General features: G+C 69.6%; 18 protein-coding genes. 3 read left to right on the forward strand and 15 right to left on the reverse strand.

Annotated features, from left to right (window positions below; translation table 11 throughout):
• Positions 1 to 17 precede the first annotated feature (17 nt).
• Entirely contained in the window at positions 18 to 518 is a 501-nt protein-coding gene (locus VHC63_05025; protein HVV35946.1) for a PPOX class F420-dependent oxidoreductase, read from the forward strand.
• Here the strand turns inward: VHC63_05025 and VHC63_05030 are convergent.
• Entirely contained in the window at positions 515 to 1,492 is a 978-nt protein-coding gene (locus VHC63_05030; protein HVV35947.1) for an acyl-CoA dehydrogenase family protein, read from the reverse strand. The genes VHC63_05025 and VHC63_05030 overlap by 4 nt on opposite strands.
• Entirely contained in the window at positions 1,492 to 2,652 is a 1,161-nt protein-coding gene (locus tag VHC63_05035) for an acyl-CoA dehydrogenase family protein (GenBank protein ID HVV35948.1), read from the reverse strand. Before VHC63_05035 ends, VHC63_05030 begins: the two co-directional genes overlap by 1 nt.
• A 40-nt stretch (positions 2,653 to 2,692) precedes the next feature.
• Between VHC63_05035 and VHC63_05040 the strand changes: the two genes are divergently transcribed.
• Complete coding sequence (locus VHC63_05040; GenBank protein ID HVV35949.1) at positions 2,693 to 3,691, forward strand: LLM class F420-dependent oxidoreductase; 999 nt, start codon at positions 2,693 to 2,695, stop codon at positions 3,689 to 3,691.
• 44 nt (positions 3,692 to 3,735) lie between these two features.
• Here the strand turns inward: VHC63_05040 and VHC63_05045 are convergent, their stop codons facing one another.
• Genes VHC63_05045 through VHC63_05090 form a run of 10 tightly spaced genes read right to left on the reverse strand, consistent with a single transcriptional unit; the run spans position 3,736 to position 14,701 of the window.
• Complete coding sequence (locus tag VHC63_05045) at positions 3,736 to 4,647, reverse strand: acyl-CoA dehydrogenase family protein (GenBank protein ID HVV35950.1); 912 nt, start codon at positions 4,645 to 4,647, stop codon at positions 3,736 to 3,738.
• A complete protein-coding gene (locus VHC63_05050) occupies positions 4,647 to 5,783 on the reverse strand; it encodes an acyl-CoA dehydrogenase family protein (GenBank protein HVV35951.1) in 1,137 nt (378 codons plus the stop codon). Before VHC63_05050 ends, VHC63_05045 begins: the two co-directional genes overlap by 1 nt.
• Positions 5,780 to 6,271 carry a hypothetical protein gene (locus tag VHC63_05055; GenBank protein ID HVV35952.1) on the reverse strand — a complete coding sequence of 164 codons (492 nt, stop codon included), beginning with the start codon at positions 6,269 to 6,271 and terminating at the stop codon, positions 5,780 to 5,782. The genes VHC63_05050 and VHC63_05055 overlap by 4 nt, the downstream gene beginning before the upstream one ends.
• The gene (locus tag VHC63_05060; GenBank protein HVV35953.1) at positions 6,268 to 7,068 is read right to left on the reverse strand and encodes a hypothetical protein; all 801 of its coding nucleotides are present in this window, start codon (positions 7,066 to 7,068) and stop codon (positions 6,268 to 6,270) included. Before VHC63_05060 ends, VHC63_05055 begins: the two co-directional genes overlap by 4 nt.
• The gene (locus VHC63_05065) at positions 7,069 to 8,541 is read right to left on the reverse strand and encodes a FadD3 family acyl-CoA ligase (GenBank protein ID HVV35954.1); all 1,473 of its coding nucleotides are present in this window, start codon (positions 8,539 to 8,541) and stop codon (positions 7,069 to 7,071) included.
• The gene (locus VHC63_05070; GenBank protein HVV35955.1) at positions 8,538 to 8,876 is read right to left on the reverse strand and encodes an EthD domain-containing protein; all 339 of its coding nucleotides are present in this window, start codon (positions 8,874 to 8,876) and stop codon (positions 8,538 to 8,540) included. The genes VHC63_05065 and VHC63_05070 overlap by 4 nt, the downstream gene beginning before the upstream one ends.
• Positions 8,873 to 9,850: an LLM class flavin-dependent oxidoreductase gene (locus VHC63_05075; GenBank protein HVV35956.1), complete on the reverse strand. Its 978-nt coding sequence runs from the start codon at positions 9,848 to 9,850 to the stop codon at positions 8,873 to 8,875. Before VHC63_05075 ends, VHC63_05070 begins: the two co-directional genes overlap by 4 nt.
• Positions 9,841 to 11,475: an AMP-binding protein gene (locus VHC63_05080; GenBank protein HVV35957.1), complete on the reverse strand. Its 1,635-nt coding sequence runs from the start codon at positions 11,473 to 11,475 to the stop codon at positions 9,841 to 9,843. The genes VHC63_05075 and VHC63_05080 overlap by 10 nt, the downstream gene beginning before the upstream one ends.
• Entirely contained in the window at positions 11,472 to 12,968 is a 1,497-nt protein-coding gene (locus tag VHC63_05085; GenBank protein ID HVV35958.1) for an AMP-binding protein, read from the reverse strand. The genes VHC63_05080 and VHC63_05085 overlap by 4 nt, the downstream gene beginning before the upstream one ends.
• Positions 12,965 to 14,701 carry an amidohydrolase family protein gene (locus VHC63_05090; protein ID HVV35959.1) on the reverse strand — a complete coding sequence of 579 codons (1,737 nt, stop codon included), beginning with the start codon at positions 14,699 to 14,701 and terminating at the stop codon, positions 12,965 to 12,967. Before VHC63_05090 ends, VHC63_05085 begins: the two co-directional genes overlap by 4 nt.
• Positions 14,702 to 14,987: 286 nt before the next feature.
• On the opposite strand from VHC63_05090, the gene VHC63_05095 reads away from it, so the two are divergent.
• Positions 14,988 to 15,548, forward strand: a complete 561-nt coding sequence (locus VHC63_05095; GenBank protein ID HVV35960.1) for a cytochrome b N-terminal domain-containing protein — start codon at positions 14,988 to 14,990, stop codon at positions 15,546 to 15,548.
• Here VHC63_05095 and VHC63_05100 read toward each other — a convergent pair.
• The 3 genes from VHC63_05100 to VHC63_05110 all read right to left on the reverse strand — a co-directional run.
• A complete protein-coding gene (locus VHC63_05100) occupies positions 15,535 to 16,605 on the reverse strand; it encodes a Zn-dependent alcohol dehydrogenase (protein ID HVV35961.1) in 1,071 nt (356 codons plus the stop codon). The two genes, VHC63_05095 and VHC63_05100, sit on opposite strands and share 14 nt — an antisense overlap.
• Positions 16,602 to 18,059, reverse strand: a complete 1,458-nt coding sequence (locus tag VHC63_05105; protein HVV35962.1) for an aldehyde dehydrogenase family protein — start codon at positions 18,057 to 18,059, stop codon at positions 16,602 to 16,604. The genes VHC63_05100 and VHC63_05105 overlap by 4 nt, the downstream gene beginning before the upstream one ends.
• A partial coding sequence (locus VHC63_05110; GenBank protein HVV35963.1) for an amidohydrolase family protein occupies positions 18,056 to 18,416 on the reverse strand: 361 nt, incomplete at its 5' end. The genes VHC63_05110 and VHC63_05105, both read right to left, overlap by 4 nt.

An 18,416-nucleotide genomic window follows, 5' to 3' on the forward strand; every position in this document is an offset into this window, starting at 1 on the left:
GTTAGCTTTCCATTCCGATGGCAACCAACCAGCGATCGCAGATCACGATGACCGACGCCGAGCGCGAAGCGTTCCTCAACTCGAGCCGCACCATGACCATGGCCACGAACGGTCCGAGCGGTCACCCGCACGTGGTGGCGATGTGGTTCGCCGTCGTCGACGGCGACATCTGGTTCGAGACCAAGGCGAAATCGCAGAAGGTGCAGAACCTGCGCCGCGACCCGCGCATCACCTGTTCGATCGAGGCGGGCAAGACCTACGACCAGTTGCGCGGCGTGTCGCTCGAAGGCACCGCCGAGATCGTCGACGACCCGGACGCGCTGTGGCGCGTCGGTGTGAGCGTGTGGAACCGCTACCAAGGCGAGTACTCCGACGAAGTGAAGCCGCTGGTGGAGTCGATGCTGCACAACCGCGTCGCCGTGCGCGTACACGCGACGCGCGCCCGCACGTGGGACCACCGCAAGCTCGGCCTGCCTGAGATGCCGATCGCGGGTTCGACGGCGGGCGAACCCACCTAGACGGGCTCCGCCGCGAGCAGGGCGCCGAGCTTGCGCAGCTGCTTGGTGGCGCCGCCGAGGCTGAGCTCGAGTTGCTTGGCCCACAGGAAGTAGCGGTGCAGCGGGTAGTCGCGGTCGACGCCGATGCCACCGTGCAGGTGCTGGGCCGCGTGCACGACGCGCTGGCCACCCTCGGCCGCCCAGAACTTCGCCACCGCCACCTCCGCCGCCGCCGGTAGCCCCTCGGACAGCCGCCACGCCGCCTGCCACAGCGTGAGGCGGATCGCTTCGGTGTCGATGTACGCGTCCGCGGCGCGCTGGCCCACGGCCTGGAACGTGCCGATCGGCTTGTCGAACTGCTGGCGCGAGCCGGTGTACTCGGCCGTCATCGCCAGCGCCTGCTCGCAGCAGCCGAGCATCACCGCGCACGTGGCCACCGTCATACGCTGGAGCAACCACTCGACGGCGTCGGGCCCGCCGATCTGGGTCAGCGGCGCGTCGCGGAAGTCGAGGCGCGCCTCGGGGATGCCCGACGTCGTGTCGAGGCGCGTGCGCGTCACGCCCGGTCCTTCGAGGTCGAGCAGGAACAGGCCTTCGGGGGTGTCGACGAGCGCGTGCGACGCGTCGAGCCCGGCCGGGACGCAGATCTTGACGCCGTCCTGGGGGCTTTCGACCAGCGCGCTCGTCAGCACGCGGGCCGGGTCGTCGAGCAGGTCGGTGGCGCCGAAGTGGCGCAGCGCGGCGGCGGTGACCAGCGTCGGCAGCAGCGGGATCGGCGCGCTGAAGCGTCCGACCTGTTCGAGCATCAGGCACGTCGCCACGAAGCCGAATCCGTCGAGCAGGCCGGCCTGGGCGAAGGCCGCCCACGTGTCGCGGTCGAAGTAGGTGCCGGCGCGTTCGAGGGCGCGCAGGCGTTCGTGGGTGCACTTGTCGCCGAGGATCTGCGCGGCGAGATCGCGCGCCGCTTCCTCTTCTTCGCTGAAGGTGAAGTCCATTAGCGCAGGCTCCTTGGCATGCCGAGGCCGAACATGGCGATGAGGTCGCGCTGGACCTCGTTGACGCCGCCACCGAAGGTGAGGATGAGCAGGCTGCGGTAGTAGCGCTCGAGGCGCGCCTTGAGCACCGCTTCGGGTGAGTCCTGCGTGAGGTACGCGGCCTCGCCGATGATCTCGAACAGCAGGCGGAAGGCTTCGAGGTAGAACTCGGTGCCGAACACCTTCGTGGTCGACGCGTCGGCGATGTTGAGGCCGGCGCCCGTCGAGGCCGACCACGCCACCTTCCAGTTGATGAGCTTGAGGAACTCGAGGCGGGCGTAGACCCGCGCCAGGTTCATCTGCACCCACTCCTGCTCGATCAGCTTCGTTTCCTGCGCGTACTGGCGCACGTCGTGGAGCAGCGACTCGGGGATGCCCGTCGAGCACAGCGTCACCCGTTCGTGGTTCAGCTGGTTGGTGATCAGGTTCCAGCCGTTGTTCTCGCCGCCGACGCAGTTGGTGACGGGGACGCGCACGTCGTCGTAGAAGGTCTGGTTGATGTCGTGCTCGCTCAGCAGGTGCATCGGCTGCACCGAGAAGCCCGGCGTGTCGCGGGGCACGATGATGATCGAGATGCCCTTGTGCTTGGACACCTCGGGGTTCGTGCGCGCCGCCAGCCACACGTAGTCGGCGTCGCTCGACAGCGACGTGAAGATCTTCTGGCCGTTGATCACGTACTCGTCGCCGTCGCGTACGGCGCGGGTGGTGAGCGACGCCAGGTCGGTGCCCGCACCCGGTTCGCTGTAGCCGACGCAGAACGTGATTTCGCCCCGCAGGATGCGCGGCAGGTAGTCGTTCTTCTGCTCGTCGGTGCCGAACTGCATGATCGTCGGCCCGACGGTGTTGATCGTCAGCATCGGGACGGGGGCGCCGCAGCGCATCGACTCGTCGAAGAACACGAACTGCTCGATCTGGCTGCGGCCCTGACCGCCGTACTCCTTCGGCCAGCCGATGCCGACCCAGCCGTCGGCCGCCATCTGCTTGAAGATCCGCCGCGTGGTCGGGCCGACGCCGTGCTCCTTGCCCAGCTCCGCCTCGACCTCAGGCGTCAGCAGCTCGCGGTAGTAGGCCCGGAGTTCCTGGCGCAGCTTCTCCTGTTCCTCGGTGTAACCGATGTACACGCGGCCTCCTCCAAAATTGGAACGCGTTACAGTTTGGCACGTGAAGCTCGGCCTGCACATGGGGTACTGGGGTGCCGGTCCCCCGGCCAATCCGCTCGACACGATTCTCGAAGCGGAACGCCTGGGCTTCGACAGTGTCTGGGTCGCCGAGTCCTACGGCTCGGACGCCTTGACCCCCCTGGCGTGGTGGGGCTCGGCGACCTCGACGATCCGCCTCGGGACGAACCTGGCGCAACTCTCGGCGCGCTCGCCGACCGCCATGGCGATGGCGGCGCTCACCCTCGACCACCTCTCGGGCGGGCGCTTCGTGCTCGGCCTCGGTGTGTCGGGTCCGCAGGTCGTCGAGGGCTGGTACGGCGAGTCGTTCGCCAAGCCGCTGGCCCGCACCCGCGAGTACGTCGAGATCATCCGCAAGGTGCTGGCCCGCGAGGCGCCCGTCACCAACGACGGGCCGCACTACCCGCTGCCCTATCCCGGCGGACTCGGGCTCGGCAAGCCGCTCAAGTCGATCGTGCACCCCTTGCGCCGCGACATCCCGATCCTGCTCGGCGCCGAAGGCCCCAAGAACGTCGCGCTGGCGGCGGAGATCGCCGACGGCTGGTTCCCGATCTTCTACTCACCCCGCCACGACAAGATGTACCGCGACGCCCTCGGCCCTGTGCGCGACGGCTTCGAGGTCAACGCCATGGTGACGGTGTCGATCGACGACGACGTCGAGCGCGCCGCCGACGCCCTGCGCCCGATGATCGCGTTGTACGTCGGCGGAATGGGCGCGCGCGAGATGAACTTCCACTTCGACGTGTTCTGCCGCATGGGCTACGAGGGCGAGGCCCACAAGATCCAGGACCTCTACCTCGACGGTCATCAAGCCGACGCCATCGCCGCGGTCCCCACCGCGATGGTCGAGGAGATCTGCCTGATCGGCCCCGTCGCCAAGATCCGCGACGACCTCGAACTGTGGAAGTCCTCCATGGTCACCAGCCTCCTGACCAACGGCTCCCCCGCCCTCCTGCGCACCATGGCGGAACTCGTCCTCTGACGCGCTTCTGTGAAGGATTTTCCGCCCTATGGGCGGAGAATCCTTCACAGAAGTGAGGCGGCGAGGCGTTCGCTGTGGTGGTCGGCGGTGCCGAAGTGGGTGTCGAGGACCCAGGCGCGCTTGAGGAAGAAGTGCACGTCGACTTCCCAGGTGAAGCCCATGCCGCCGTGGACCTGGATGGCGGCTTTGCCGTTGCGGATGGCGGCCTCGCCGGCGGTGACCTTCGCCGCCGACACCGCCCGCGCCGGGTCGCCCACGGTGGGGTCGTCGACGGTGACACCGGCGGCGTAGACGGCGGCGCGCGCCACCTCGGTGCGCACCAGCATGTCGGCGAGCATGTGCTTGACGGCCTGGAACGAGCCGATCGGCTTGTCGAACTGCCGGCGCTCCTTGGCGTAGGCGACGGCGATGTCGAGCACCGCCTCGGACAGGCCGAGCTGCAACGCGGCGGTGAGCAGCGCGCCGTCGAGCCGGAACGGCGCGGCGTCACCGACGCGCTCCCCCGCCGGCAGGCGATCGACGCGCCACGCCGGCGTCAGCGCGTCGATCGGGCGCTCAACCCGCTCGCCGGCGACGGCCTGCGGGTCGACGGCGAACACGCCGTCGCCGTCGAGCACGAGCAGCCGGTCGAGCACGTCGAGGTGCTCGACCATGGTGTCGCCCCGTTCCACGAGGCCGACGACGTCGCTCGCCCCCACCAGCTCGCTCGCCACCAGCGGCCCGGGCACACACGCCCGCCCCAGCTCTTCGAACACCAAAACCGCCTCGGCTGCGCCCAGGCCGACGCCCCCGGCGGTTTCGGGCAGGCGCAGGCTGAACACGCCGGCGTCGACGAGGTCCTGCCAGCCATCGCGCGTGAACCCGCCGCGCACGGTCTCCATCGGGAAGCGGCCCTCGCACAGCTTGCGCACGCCCGCTTGGAGGTCGACCTGATCGGCGCTCGGTTCGAGGTCCATCAGCGTTCCTTCGGCATCCCGAGCACGCGCTCGGCGACGATGTTGCGCTGGATCTGTGACGTGCCCGCGGCGATCGAGATCGAGATGGCGTGCAGGTGCCCTTCGACATGTTCGTTCGCCATGTCGAGGGCGCCGCGCTCGAGGATCCGCATGGCGAGGTCGCCGAGTTTGTGACGCGTCTCGGTGTAGTGCAGCTTGAACACCGAGCCGCCGACGCCGGGCACGCCGGTGCGCGCCGCCTGGCTCACGTTGCGCTTCGTCAGCGACCACAGTGCTTCCAAGTTCGCCGCGATGTGGCCGAGCTCGCGCCGAGCGCCGACGTCGTCGGTCAGCGTCGCCAGATCGCGCACGAGCTGCATCGTCTGGAGCATCTCGCTGACGAACGCCGTGCCCCGCTCGAAGCTGAACGTCACCATGGCGACGCGCCAGCCGTCGTTCTCGGCGCCGACCCGGTTGGCGACGGGGACACGCACGTCGTCGAGGAACACCTCGGAGAACTCGCTGCCGCCCACGATCGTCTTGAGCGGGCGGACCTCGATCCCGGGCGTGTCCATCGGCACGATGAGCCAGCTGATGCCGCGGTGCTTCTCCGCGTTCGGGTCGGTGCGCACCAGCATCTCGCAGTAGTCGGCCACCTGGGCGTGCGACGTCCAGATCTTCGACCCGTTGATCACGTACTCGTCGCCGTCGCGCTCGGCCCGCGTGCGCAGCGACGCCAGGTCCGAGCCCGCCGAGGGTTCCGAGAACCCTTGGCACCACACTTCCTCGCCGCGCAGGATCTTCGGCAAATGCTGTGCCTTCTGTTCGGCGCTCGCCTCGGCGTACAGCGTCGGACCGGCGTGCAGCAGGCCGACGAAGTTCACGCCGACATACGGCGCGCCGGCGTTCTCCGTCTCCTCGAGGAAGATCAGCTGCTCGCTCGGCGTCGCCCCGCGACCGCCGACGTCGGTCGACCACGCGATGCCGGCGTACCCGGCATCGAACAGCACGCGCTGCCAGGCGGTGTCGTAGTCGCGCCGCGCCTGCCAGTCGTCCTCGCCCGGCCGGTCCTTCGGGAAGGTCGGCAGCGTCGCGGCGAGCCAGTCCCGCAGCTCGGCGCGGAAGGCGGCGTCGGTCGGCGAGTCGCGCAGATTCACAGCAACGCCGCCAGCTCGTCGACCATCGCTGCCACTTCCTTGGCGCACGCGACGACGACGTCGAGTTCGCCGCCTGCCGGGTCTTCCACGTTCTCCCACTCCTCGAGTTCGACCTCGGCCAGGTTGAGGGCGCGCACGTCGCCACCGACGGCCGGCAGGTCGCGCAACAGGCGGCGGATCGTCGCCGTCTTCCACGCCGCCTCGGGGTGCTCGCGCCGGACGTAGGCGACGTGGAACGTCTCGAAGCACACGATGAGATCGGCGTCGCGGGCGTCGCGCTCGCTTAGCTGCCGGCTGCGATGCGCCGGCACCGTGACGCCGAGTTCTTCGAGGGCGTGGCGCGTGCGCCAGCTCATGGGCAGCCCTTCGATCACCATCGTGCCAGCGGTCACGACGCGGGCCCACCCCATGTGCGACAGCACGGCACCGGCCATGACGCTGCGCGCCGCGTTGCCCGTGCACACGAAGACGATCGACGCATCGCTCACCAAAGCTGGTCGGTGTAGGTGTCGGTGCCGGGGATGGTGGGGATGAACGGCGAGGCCCACAGCAGCTTCGCCAGGCCGCTGCCCTCGAGCGCTTTGCCTTCGGCGGCGAAGCGGTCCCAGTCGTCGGCCGGGTCGGTGTCGGTGAAGAACAGCAGCATGAAGCGCCGCTCGACGCCTTCCTGCCGCGGTACGTCGCTCGGGGCGTCGACCAGCAACGGGATCGGGGCGAAGCGACCGGCGAGCGCGATCGACGACCCGGTCATCAACTCGGGCAGACGCGTCGCTTGGTACCAGGCGTCGAGGTCTTCGTGGGTGGCGTCACCGACGAGTTCGCCCACGACGGTGACCAGCCCGCCGAAGCGGTGGTCGAAGGCCAACTCGATCGGCACACCGTCGTCGCCGTCGCGGGACTGCGACCAGGCGAAGTTGTACAGCGCGGTGTGGATGTGGTCGCGCTCGGCGAACATGCGCCCGTTGGCGTGCAGCTTGTTGACCTGGTCGACGGCCCAGCGGTTCCACGCCCCGTGATGGCCGGCCAGCACCCAATAGATCGCCACATAGGAACCCGTCAGTGGGTCGGGGGTGATCGGCGAGTCGAGCGGGTAGCGCAGATCCTTGTACGGGCGCGTCGCCACGAACCGCTGGCCGGCGAACTGGTAGGGCCCGATCATGCAGCCGGCGTAGAAGTGGTCGCGCTCGTACCAGCGGTTGTAGGCCACCTCGTGTCCCTTGCGGGGTTCCACGAGCGTGTAGAGCATCGACCCCAGCCGGATCTCGTCGGTCTCGTTGCCGGCCATTCAGATCTCCTTGCGCAGTTCGTGTTTCAGGACTTTGCCGCTGGCGTTGAGCGGCAGGGCGTCGACGCGGATGACGCGCCGCGGCACCTTGTAGTTCGCCATGCGCTCGCGGGCCCAGGCGATCAGTTCGTCGCCGTCGACGTCGCCGACGACGAAGGCCACGCCGACCTCGCCGAGCCGCTCGTCGGGCGCACCGACGACCGCCACCTGGCGCACGTCCGGGTGACCCAGCAGCGTGTTCTCGATCTCGGCCGGGTAGGCGTTGAACCCGCCGACGATGAACATGTCCTTCAGCCGATCGGTGATCTTGAGATAGCCCCGTGCGTCGAGCGAGCCGATGTCGCCGGTGTGCAGCCAGCCCTCCGCGTCGATGGCCTCGGCGGTCGCCGCGGGATTCTCGAAGTAGCCGCGCATGACGTTGTAGCCGCGCACGAGGATCTCGCCGCTCTCCGCGATGCGGATCTCGGTGTCGGGGATGGCGCAGCCCGACGTGGTGGCGATCGTCTCGTCGTCGTCGCCCGGACGGCAGATCGACACGACCCCGGTCGACTCGGTGAGGCCGTACGCCGTGACGATGTTCTCGTAGGTCAGCTCCTCGCGCAGGCGCCGGATCAGCTCGACGGGGATCGCCGCCGCGCCCGTCACGCACAACCGCAGCGACGACAGATCGACCTTGTCGCGGTCGGGGTGGTCGAGGATGGCCTGGTGCAGCGTCGGTGGACCCGGCAGCATCGAGATGCGCTCTTCGGCGATGCGGTGCAGCACCCTGCTGGCGTCGAAGACCGGTTCGGGCACGATGGTCGCGCCCTTCATGAGGCAGGCGAGGAAGCCGGCCTTGAACCCGAATGTGTGGAAGAACGGGTTGACGATCAGGTAGCGGTCGCCCGCGCGCAACCCCACGATCGAAGCCCACGCGTCGAAGACCCGCAGGGTCTGGCCGTGGGTGGTGACAACGCCCTTGGGCCGGCCCGTCGTGCCGGAGGTGAAGATGATGTCGGACACGTCGTCGGCGCCGACCTTGACGTCGACGTCGGCCTGCTGGGCCCGGAACTCGTCCCATGACGGGTCGCGGAACACCACGGTGCGCTCGAGGTCGGGCAGATCCTCGCCGGCGAGCATGGCCGGGTAATCGGTGTCGAGAAATCCCTTGATGGTGAACAGCAGCCGCGCCCGCGCCGTGCGCAGCACGTAGGCGGCTTCGTCGCCCTTGAAGCGGGTGTTGATCGGCACGACGACGCCGCCCGCCGCCAGCACGCCGAGGGCGGCGAAGATCCACTCGCGCACGTTCGGCGCCCAGATCCCGGCGCGCTCGCCGGGTTGCAGCCCGGCGGCGACCACCGACGCGGCCGTGCGGTCGACCTCGGCGGCCAACTCGCGCCACGACAACCGCACGTCGCCGTCGACGAGCGCCTCGGCGTCACCGAAGGTGTCCGCCGCCCACTGCACCAACTCGGGAATCGTGGCCCACGTCATAGGCGGTCGAAGATCACGTCGGGTTCCTCGGTGAGGACGAACTCGAGGCGCGACGCGTCGAGGAACTTTTCGATGTCCGCCGCGATCTCGGCGTAGTCGTCCTCGCGGATCGACGCGTAGAAGTCGTCGACCGACGCGAACCACTGGATCGTCACGCCGTCGTAGCCGTCGCCGTCGTCGTCGCCGCGCACGCGGTGGTTCTGCTCGTAGCGCAGGGCGTGCTGGCCGCTCCGGGTGCGGGCGACGAGTGGGCCGTGCTCCTCGCGCCAGTAGCGGTGGAACTCGTCGGCCGCCATGCCGGGCTTGCGGCGCACGAAACAGATGAGCTTGATCACGACAGCTGGGGCAGCACCTGCGACGCGATGAGTTCGAGACTCGGCCACGCCTGGTCCGGCGGCATGCCGCCGATGAGCGGGTGCAGGACGACCGAGCCCATCGGCCCGAGGTCACGCGCCAGCGCCACGCACTCGTCGGGCGTCACGATGACGTAGGTGCCTTCGGCCCGTAGTTGCTCGACGGTTTGGGCTTCGGAGTGCACGTGGCTCGTCTGCCCCTTGAGCTGCCACGAGTCGTAGACCTTCGTCTCGTACAGCAGGTACTCGCCCAACTCGGCCCACGCCTTGTCGGGGTCCTCGGCCACGTGCACGAAGCCCGGCCCCTGCGGCAGCAGCACCATGCCGGGGCTCGTCCCGAGCCGCTCGCACTCGGCGTAGTAGATCTCCGACAGCTGCGGATCGCCGAGCGCCGGGAAGAACGACATGCCGTGCTTGGCGGCGCGGCGCGCCGCGTTGGGCGACGACCCGCCGATGAAGATCAGCGGATGCGGCTGGCTCAGCGGCCGCGGCGTGACGCGCACCGTGCGCCCCTGGTACTCGAAGGGCTCGCCGGTCCACGCCTGCTTGAGTACGCCGAGCATTTCGTCGAAGTCGTCGCCCCGTGACTTCCACGGCCTGTCGAACATGGCGTACTCGCTCGGGCGGTAGCCGAGGCCGAGCACGAGCGACAGCCGCCCACCACTGACGAGGTCGAGTACCGCGATGTCCTCGGCGAGACGCAACGGATCGTGCAGCGGGGCGAGGATCGCCGCGATGTTGATCATGATGCGCTCGGTGGCACCGGCAATGGCGCCGGCCAGCACCAGCGGCGACGACAAGTAGCCGTCGTCCACGCCGTGGTGCTCCGACACCGTCACGCTGGCGAGGCCGTGCTGCTCGGCCCACGCACTCATGTCGAGGGCGGCGCGGTAGAGCTCACTAGGCGATGCCGGCGAGATCGACGGGCTGCGCATGTCGAAGCGCATCACGAACATGGCCACTGGGAACCCCTTCCGTGGGCGTCGAACTCGGAGCGGAGCGCGGCGCGGTCGGCGTCGGTCATCGGTGTGAACGCCGGGTCGCCGCGCTCGGCGCGCCAGTAGACGGGATCGTCCGTCATCCACGCCTCCGCCCGCAGCGCCGCCTTCTGCACCTTGTTCGAAACCGTGAGGGGCATGTGGGGCACGAGGCGCACGAAGCGCGGCGCCCACTTGGTACCGAGGTCGGGCTGGGCGGCGAGAAACGGCGCCAGCGCGGCGGCGTCGAGCGTCGCGCCCGGCCGCAGTTCGACCACCGCCATCACCTGGTCGCCGCTGCGGGCGTCGGGCACGGCGAACACCGCCACCGCCGCGACGCCCGGCAGTCGCGCCAGGATGCGCTCGACCGGCGCGGCGGCGAAGTTCTCACCGTCGACGCGCAGCCAGTCGGCGTTGCGCCCGGCGAACCAGAAGAAACCCTGGTCGTCGCGATAGGCGAGGTCGCCCGACCAGTACCACCCGTTGCGCGAGCGCGCCGCGAACGCTTCCTCGTTGCGGTAGTAGCCCTCGAAGCGCTGGAGACCTTGGGTGTTGACGATCTCGCCCGTCGCCTCCTCGGCGTTGAGCAGCCGGCCCTGGGCGTCGAAGCGCGCCGGCGGGCACTCCTCCATCGTGTCGGGGTTGACCACGATCACGCCCGGCGCTCCGACGCCGAGCGCGCCGGCGGGCATGTCGGGCACGCGCTGGATGACCGCGCCGCCTTCGCTCGATCCGTAGCCCTCGATGATCTTGCATCCGAAGCGGCGCTCGAAGCGTTCGATGTCGAGGTCCGATGCTTCGTTGCCGAAGCCGCGTTGGAGGGGGTTGTCGGCGTCGTCGGGGCGCTCTTCGGTGCCGAGCACGTACGTGAGCGCCTTGCCGACGTAGGTGAAGTAGGTGGCGCCGTAGCGGCGTACGTCAGCGAGGAAGCCGCTGGCGGAGAACTTCGGGGCCAGGGCGACGGTCGCACCGGTGCGCACCGCCGGGGCCCACAACGCCATCAGCGCGTTGCCGTGGAACAGCGGCATCGGCGCGTAACAGACGTCGTCGCGGTTGACGCCGTACTGGGCCTCGACGCGCTCGGCGATCGACGCCAGCCGGCCTTGCGTGCAGCGCACCGCCTTGGGCGCGCCGGTCGTGCCCGACGTGAACAGCAGCAGCAACAGCGTCTCGTCGTCGACCGCGGCGGGCGTGTGCTCGCGGTGATCGGTGACGAGTTGCTTGTACTCCGTCGAGCCGACGTCGAGCAACCGCACGCCGAGGTCGAGGCCGTCGAGGAGGGCGACGCCGGCCGCGTCGGTGACGATGAGCTGGCAGTCGGTGTGGCGAATGTCGTTGGCCAACTCGTCGCCGCGGCGCGTCGGGTTGATGCCGACGATCACCGCGCCGGCCAGCGCCGCGCCGCCCAGCCAGAAAGCGAACTCGGGCACGTTGTCGAGCAGCACGCCGATGTGGGGCGGGCCGTCGACGCGCAGCGCCTCGAACACCGCCGCCCGACTCGTGCTCTCGCGCACGACGTCGGCCCACGTCCAGGATTCGTCACCGGCGAGCAGGCCGACGTGGTCGTCGTCGGCGCGCGCCGCGAGCAGCGCGGCGATGGTCACGCGTACCGCGACCGCAGCTCGTGCTTCAGCACTTTGCCGGTCGGATTGCGCGGCAGCGCGTCGACGTGCACGACGCGCTCGGGCACCTTTTGGATCATCAGCCCCTTGCCGGTGAGGAAGTCGACGATCTCGACCAGCTCGATACGGTCGTCGGCGTCGACGCACACGACGACGGCGCAGGCGATCTCGCCCGCCGTTTCGTGCGGCAGGCCGATCACGGCGACGTCGACGATCTTCTCGTGGGTGAACAGGAGATCTTCGACTTCTTTCGCGCTGATGTTCTCGCCCTTGCGGATGATGATGTCCTTGACGCGACCGGTGATGCGCACGTTGCCGGCGGCGTCGATCTCGCCGATGTCGCCGGTGCAGAACCAGCCGTCGTCGTCGAACGCGTCCTTGTCGAGTTCGGGGTCGAGGTAGCCCTTCATCAGCTGCGGCGCCTTCACGCGGATCTCACCGTTGTCCGCGATGCGCAGGTGCACGCCGCGGGTGGCGCGCCCTTCGGTCTCGGCCAGCACCTCGTCGGTGTCGTCGACACTGGCCATCGTGATGATCGGTGCCTCGGTAAGCCCGTAGCCCGACACGATGCCGACGCCGCCCAGCTCGCGTTTGAGGTCGTAGTGCAGCTGCGGCGGCTTGGGCGCTCCACCGCCGGGGAAGGCGCGCACGTCGGGGAACAGCGGGGTGTCGGGCTGGGCGCGCTGCGCCGCGAGGTACGCCATGTGGAACGTCGTGCCCGAGCCGGCGAGGGTGACGCCTTCGCGGGCCAGCACCGGCGGCGTCGCCACCGGGTCGAAGGCCTCGACGAGGATGGTCGTGCAGCCTTCGAGCAGCGTCGAGAACAGCCACGTGATGCCGCCGATGTGGGTGAAGGGGAACACCAGACCGCTGCGGTCGTCGGCGGTGAGCGCGAGGCGCTCGTCCATGGCGATCGCCGTCGCCATGATCGTGGCGTCGGTGTGCTGGGCGCCCTTGGGGTCGGCGGTGGTACCCGACGTGTAGAAGAGCCAGCGGACGGGTTCGCCGCCCTCGTCGTGCCACGGCAGCAGCAGCGACGGGTCGGCGCCGGGGAGTTCCTTGTCGGCGGTCAGCACGGCGAGGCCGTTGATTTCGCCGGCGATCTCGTTGGCCATGGCGAAGAAGTCGAAGCCGCGCCACTCCGTCGGCACGATCAGCAGCTTCGTCTTGGCCTGGCGGCACACGAAGCCGACCTCGCGCTGCCGGTAGATCGGCAGGATCGGGTTCTGCACCGCGCCGACGCGGGCGAGCGCGCCGACGAGCACGAACGACTCGATCCACGTCGGCAGCTGCCACGACACGACGTCGCCCTCGGCGATGCCGTGGGCTTCGAGACCGGCGGCGGCGCGCTCGACGTCTTCGAAGTACTCGGCGAAGGTGAGCGTGCGCTCGTCCTGGTCGACGAGCATGGTGGCGTTCGGCGTCGCGTGGGCGCGCTTGGCGATGAGGTCGACGAGCGACGTGGCTTCGATCATCTGGTTTGCACCGTGCCGGTGAGGACCGTTGCCGTGTCGCGGCCCGACCGCAGGATCGTGCCGGGCGTCGCGCCGGTGGCGACCCCGTCGACGACGGTCTCGACGCCGTTGACCAGCACGCGCACGATGCCGGTCGAATCGGCGGTGAGGCGCTTGGCGTCGCCCGGCAGGTCAGCGACCAGCGTGGCCGGCCCGGAGTCGATGGTGGCGGGGTCGAACACGACGAGGTCGGCGTGGTTGCCGATGGCGATGCGGCCGCGGTCGCGCAGGCCGAAGAGGCGCGCCGGCGCGTCGGTGATCATCTGCACCGCCTTCTCCAGCGGGACGAGCCGGCGGCCGCGCAGCATGTCGCCGAGGAAGCGCGTGGTGTAGGGCGCCCCACACATGCGGTCGAGGTGGGCGCCGGCGTCGGAGCCGCCGAGCATCGCCCGGTCGTCGTCCCACACGCGCTGGCGCAGCGCCCAGGTGTCGTCGTCGTTGTCCGGCGTCATCGGCCACAGGACGGTGCGCAGCTCGTCGTTGCACACGATGTCGACCAGCACGTCGAAGGGATCGCCGCCGCGCTCGTCGGCGACGTCTTGCACGACGCGACCCTTCAGGCCTTCGTTGGCCGGCGAGAAGGTGTCGCCGATGACGTAGCGGCCGAAGTAGGTGAGGCGCTTGAACACGCCCGCCTGCGGGCTGCGGCCCTTTTCGATGAGGTCCTTGCGCACCTCGGGGTCGCGCAGCTTGGCCATGCGTTCGGGGACGGGAAGCCGCATGACGTCCTGCCAGCCGGGGATGAGGAACAGCGCGCAGTGGGTGCCGAAGCTCATGTTCATCGGGACCAGCACCGGCATGGTGAGCGCCACGATCTCGGCGCCGCGTTGGCGGGCGATGGTGGACGCTTCGAGCTGGCGCTCGACGCGCTCGGGGCTGCGGGCGTCGACGGTCAGCACGTTCCAGTTGATCGGCCTTCTTGCTGCCGCGCTCATGCCCGCCAGCAGGTCGATCTCGTCGTCGGAGAACTGGTCGAGGCAGCCCTGGACGATGCCTTCGAGGGTGGTGCCCTCGTGTTCGCCGACCGCCGCGCACAGCGCCAGCAGTTCGTCGGGGGTCGCCCAGCGGCTCGCGACGGGTTGGCCGTCGCCGTCGGAGTGGGTGCTCGACAGCGTGGTCGACAGGCCGAGGCCGCCGCTTTCGATCGAGGCGTGCAGGACGCGCACCATCTCGGCGAGCTGGTCGGGTGTCGCCTCGTTGCCGATGGCAGCGGCGCCCATGACGTAGCGGCGCAGGCCGCAGTGGCCGACGAGGAAGCCGGCGTTGACGGCGGTGGTGCCGTCGAGTGCGTCGAGGTACTCGCCGAAGCTCTCCCACTTCCACGGGACGCCGGTCTCGAGGGCCTCGAGGGGCATGCCCTCGACCTTGGCCATCATGCGGCGGATGTAGTCGGCGTCTTCCTCGTGGATGGGTGCCAGCGTGAAGCCGCAGTTGCCGCCGATGACGGTGGTGACGCCGTGCACGTTGGAGGGCGTGGCGTAGGGGTCCCAGAACAGTTGGGCGTCGTAGTGGGTGTGGGGGTCGACGAATCCGGGCGTGACGACGAGGCCGTCGGCGTCGAGGACGGTGTGCGCGTCCTCGTCAGCCGCGCCCATGGACACGATCCGGCCGTCGCGCACGCCGACGTCGCCGACGTAGCCCGGGGCGCCCGTTCCGTCGACGATCGTGGCGCCTCGCACGAGGTAATCGAGCATCGTCGGCATCGTATCTGACGGTCCGTCAGGTTTGCGGCGGGCGGCCAGCGGGCGGTGCCGCCGCAAGGCCGGCGGGTTCGCCGGCCACGCCACCGCAAAGTGCTCTCGCCACGTGGGGGGTTGACCACTAGTTGCTTAAGTACCTGAATCGAACAGTGCAACGCCCCACTGTTCGATTCAGGTACCTAGCTAACCAGTGGTCACACCCAGGTGTTGGGAGAGCCACCTCTTCGGGGCGGGCGGGCGGCAGCGAGCGGTGGCGGCGGCGTCGCCTACGGTCGGCGGAGTGACGGTTCGGCGAGCGCTACGCATCGCGCTGTGGGTCGAGGTCGCCCTCCTCGGTGTGCTGACCGCCACCGGGCTGTGGCTCAGCTGGTACTTCCGCCCGACGCGGGTCCGGCTGTTCACCTTCGACCGGCAGGGCATGCCGTCGTCGATCTTGTGGGGGGCGCGCATCCGCGCCCTGCACATCCTGAGCGGCTCGCTGTTCATCTGGGGCGCCCTCGGCGTCCTGGGCCTCGCCATCGCCGCCGCCGTCCAAGACACGCGCGCCCCCCGCACCCGCATCTGGATCCTCGCCGCCGCGTTCACCGTCACCGCGTGGGCGACGTCGTTCACCGGCATCCTCCTGCCGTGGGACCAGCTGGCGCTGTGGGCGGTCCGTATCAACGGGAACTTCCACGGCATGTGGACCGCGGCTTACAGCCACGACGTCCGGTTCATCCTCAGCGGCCACCGCGAGATCAGCCAGTCGCTCCTGCGCAACTGGTTCCTCACCCACGCCTTCGTGCTCCCGCCGCTGCTCCTCGCCGCGCTGGTCCAGCTCCGGCGCTCTACGAAGGATTGATCGACAGCACGCCGCGGGCGACGTCGCCGTGGTGCAGGTCGTCGATGGCGGTGTGCACCTCGTCGAGCTTGTAGGTGCGCGTCACCAGCTCGTCGAGCTTGAGCCGCCCCGCCTTGTAGAGGTCGACGATCAGCTTGAAGTCGCGGTGCGGGCGCGCCGAGCCGTAGCGGCACCCCATGATCGTCTTGTCGAGGTACATCGACGACACGTTGAACGCCGCCTCCGTCCCCTGCGGCGGCACGCCGAGGATCACGCACGTGCCCGCCCAGTCGAGCAGGTCGACGGCGGTACGGATCAACGCCGGATGCCCGACGCACTCGAAGCTGAAGTCGACCCCGCCGCGGCAGATCGCCCGCACCCCCTCGGCGGTGTCGACCGACGACGCGTCCACGAAATGCGTGGCCCCGAAGGTGCGGGCCAACTCCTCCTTCGCCGGGTTGGTGTCGACGGCGATGATCGGCAGCGCGTCGGCCAGCCGTAGCCCCTGGATGACGTTGAGCCCGATGCCGCCGACGCCGATCACGACGGCAGACTGCCCGTGGGTCACCCGCGCCCGGTTGAGCACCGCACCCACACCGGTGACGACGCCGCAGCCGATGAGCGACGCCACCTCGAGCGGCACGCCCTTGTCGATGGGCACGCACTGGTTCGCCTTCACCACGGTGTACTCGGAGAACGACGACACGTTGGCGAAGGCGAACGCCGCCTCGCCGTCGACGGTGAAGGGCTGCGGCCGCTGCCCGAACGTCGAGCGGCACATCGTCGGATGCCCGGCGTCGCAGTAGCGGCACGCGCCGCAGTTGCCCAGCGTCGACATCACGACGTGGTCGCCGACCTTCACCGACGTCACCGCGGCGCCGACCTCCTCGATCACGCCGGCGCCCTCGTGGCCCATCACGAGCGGCGTCGGGAACGGGATCGTGCCGTCGACCACCGACAGGTCGCTGTGGCACACCCCCGACGCGGCAACGCGCACCCGCACCTCGTTCGGTCCCGGGTCGCGCACCTCGACGTCGCGCACGCGCGCCTCGGTCCCGTCGAAGACAACCGCCCTCATGACGTCCACACCACCGACTGCAGTTCCGAGTACGCGTGCAAGCCGAACGACCCCCCGTCGCGGCCGATGCCGCTCATCTTGAAGCCGCCGAAGGGCGCTTCGTGGTTGCGCTGCGCGGTGTTGATACCGACGTTGCCCGAGCGCAGCCGCTTGGCGACCTCCATGCCCTTGCTGTTGTCGCCGGTGAACACGTAGTCGTACAGACCGAACGGCGTCGAGTTCGCCAGCGCGATGCCCTCGTCGTCGTCGTCGAAGGCCAACGCCACGACGACGGGTCCGAAGATCTCCTCCTGCACCGGTGTCATGCCCTGCTTGCAGCCCGCCAGCAGCGTCGGGGCGACGTAGTAGCCGGGTGCGATGTCGGGCCGTGCCCCGCCGGCGACGACCTCGGCGCCCTCGTCGCGCCCCGCCTGCACGTAGCCCTCGATGCGGTCGCGCGCCGCCGCCGAGATCACCGGTCCGACGAGGGTGTCGGGCGCCAGCGGGTCGCCGACCTTCAGGTACTTGGCCGCGCCGGCGAGCTTCTCGACGAGCTGGTCGTAGATGCCGCGCTGGGCGATCACCCGCGTCGGCGCCGTGCAGATCTGGCCCGAATGGAAGCCCCACGTCGACGCGATGCCGGCGACGGCGGCGTCGACCGATGCGTCGTCGAACACGAGCGCCGCGCCCTTGCCGCCGAGTTCGAGCAGCGTGCGCTTCATCGTGCGCGCCCCGACCTCGGCGATCTTCACGCCGATGGCCGTGGACCCGGTGAACGACACCATGTCGACGTCGGGCGACTCCACCAGCGCGGCGCCGGTGTCGGGCGACGACCCGGTGACCACGTTCACGACGCCGGGCGGGAACCCGGCCTCTTCGAGCACGGCGACGAGTTCGAGCACCGCCAGCGGGTTCTGGGGCGCCGGCTTGATCACGACGGTGTTGCCCATCGCCAGGGCCGGCGCGATCTTGCCCGCGGCGTTGACGATCGGGAAGTTGTAGGGCGTGATGCACGCGACGACCCCGACGGGCTGGCGGATGGCGACGGCACCCACGATGCCGCCCGGGGCCAGCGCGGTGGCCTGCGCCTGCTGGGGCGGCAGCGGGATCTGGTTCGGTTCGACCTGGGCGTAGCGGCGGAAGCGCTGCGCCACGATCGGCACCTGCATGGTCGACGCGACGCGCATCGTGGCGCCCGTCTCGGCCTGCACCAGCGGCACGAGTTCGTCGTTGCGCGCCATCAGCAGATCGGCGGCGCGCGCCAGCAACGCGGCGCGCGCGTGCTGCGACGTGCGCGACCACGCGTCGAACGCGTCGCGGGCCGCGGCGGCGGCCGCGTCGGCGTCGGCGCGTGAGCACTCGGGCGCGTGGCCCACGACTTCTTCGGTCGCCGGGTTGACGACGGCGTAGGCCCCGTTCCCCGCCTCGACCCACGACCCACCGATGTGGACGTGGCCCTCCTTGACGGGGCTCACTTGTCGAAGTCCAGCTCGAAGAGGCGGATGGCGTTGCCGCGCACGATCTTGTAGATCACGTCGGGCGGCAGATGACCCATCAACTTCTTCGCCACCTCCAGCGTGTGGGGCCACGTCGAGTCGGAGTGCGGGTAGTCGGTCTCGAAGGTGATGTTGTCGACGCCAACGGCGTCGAGGTTGTTCAGCCCGTGGGCGTCGTCGAAGAAGCAACCTGTGATGTTCTTGAAGTAGTAGGTCGACGGCGGCTCGGGGATCTTGTCGGCCACGCCACCCCACGCCCGGTTGTCCTCCCACACCTTGTCGGCGCGCTCGAGGATGTAGGGGATCCAGCCGATCTGGCCTTCGCTGTAGGCCAGC

Source organism: Acidimicrobiales bacterium (genome assembly GCA_035546775.1).
Lineage (GTDB): Bacteria > Actinomycetota > Acidimicrobiia > Acidimicrobiales > JACCXE01 > JACCXE01.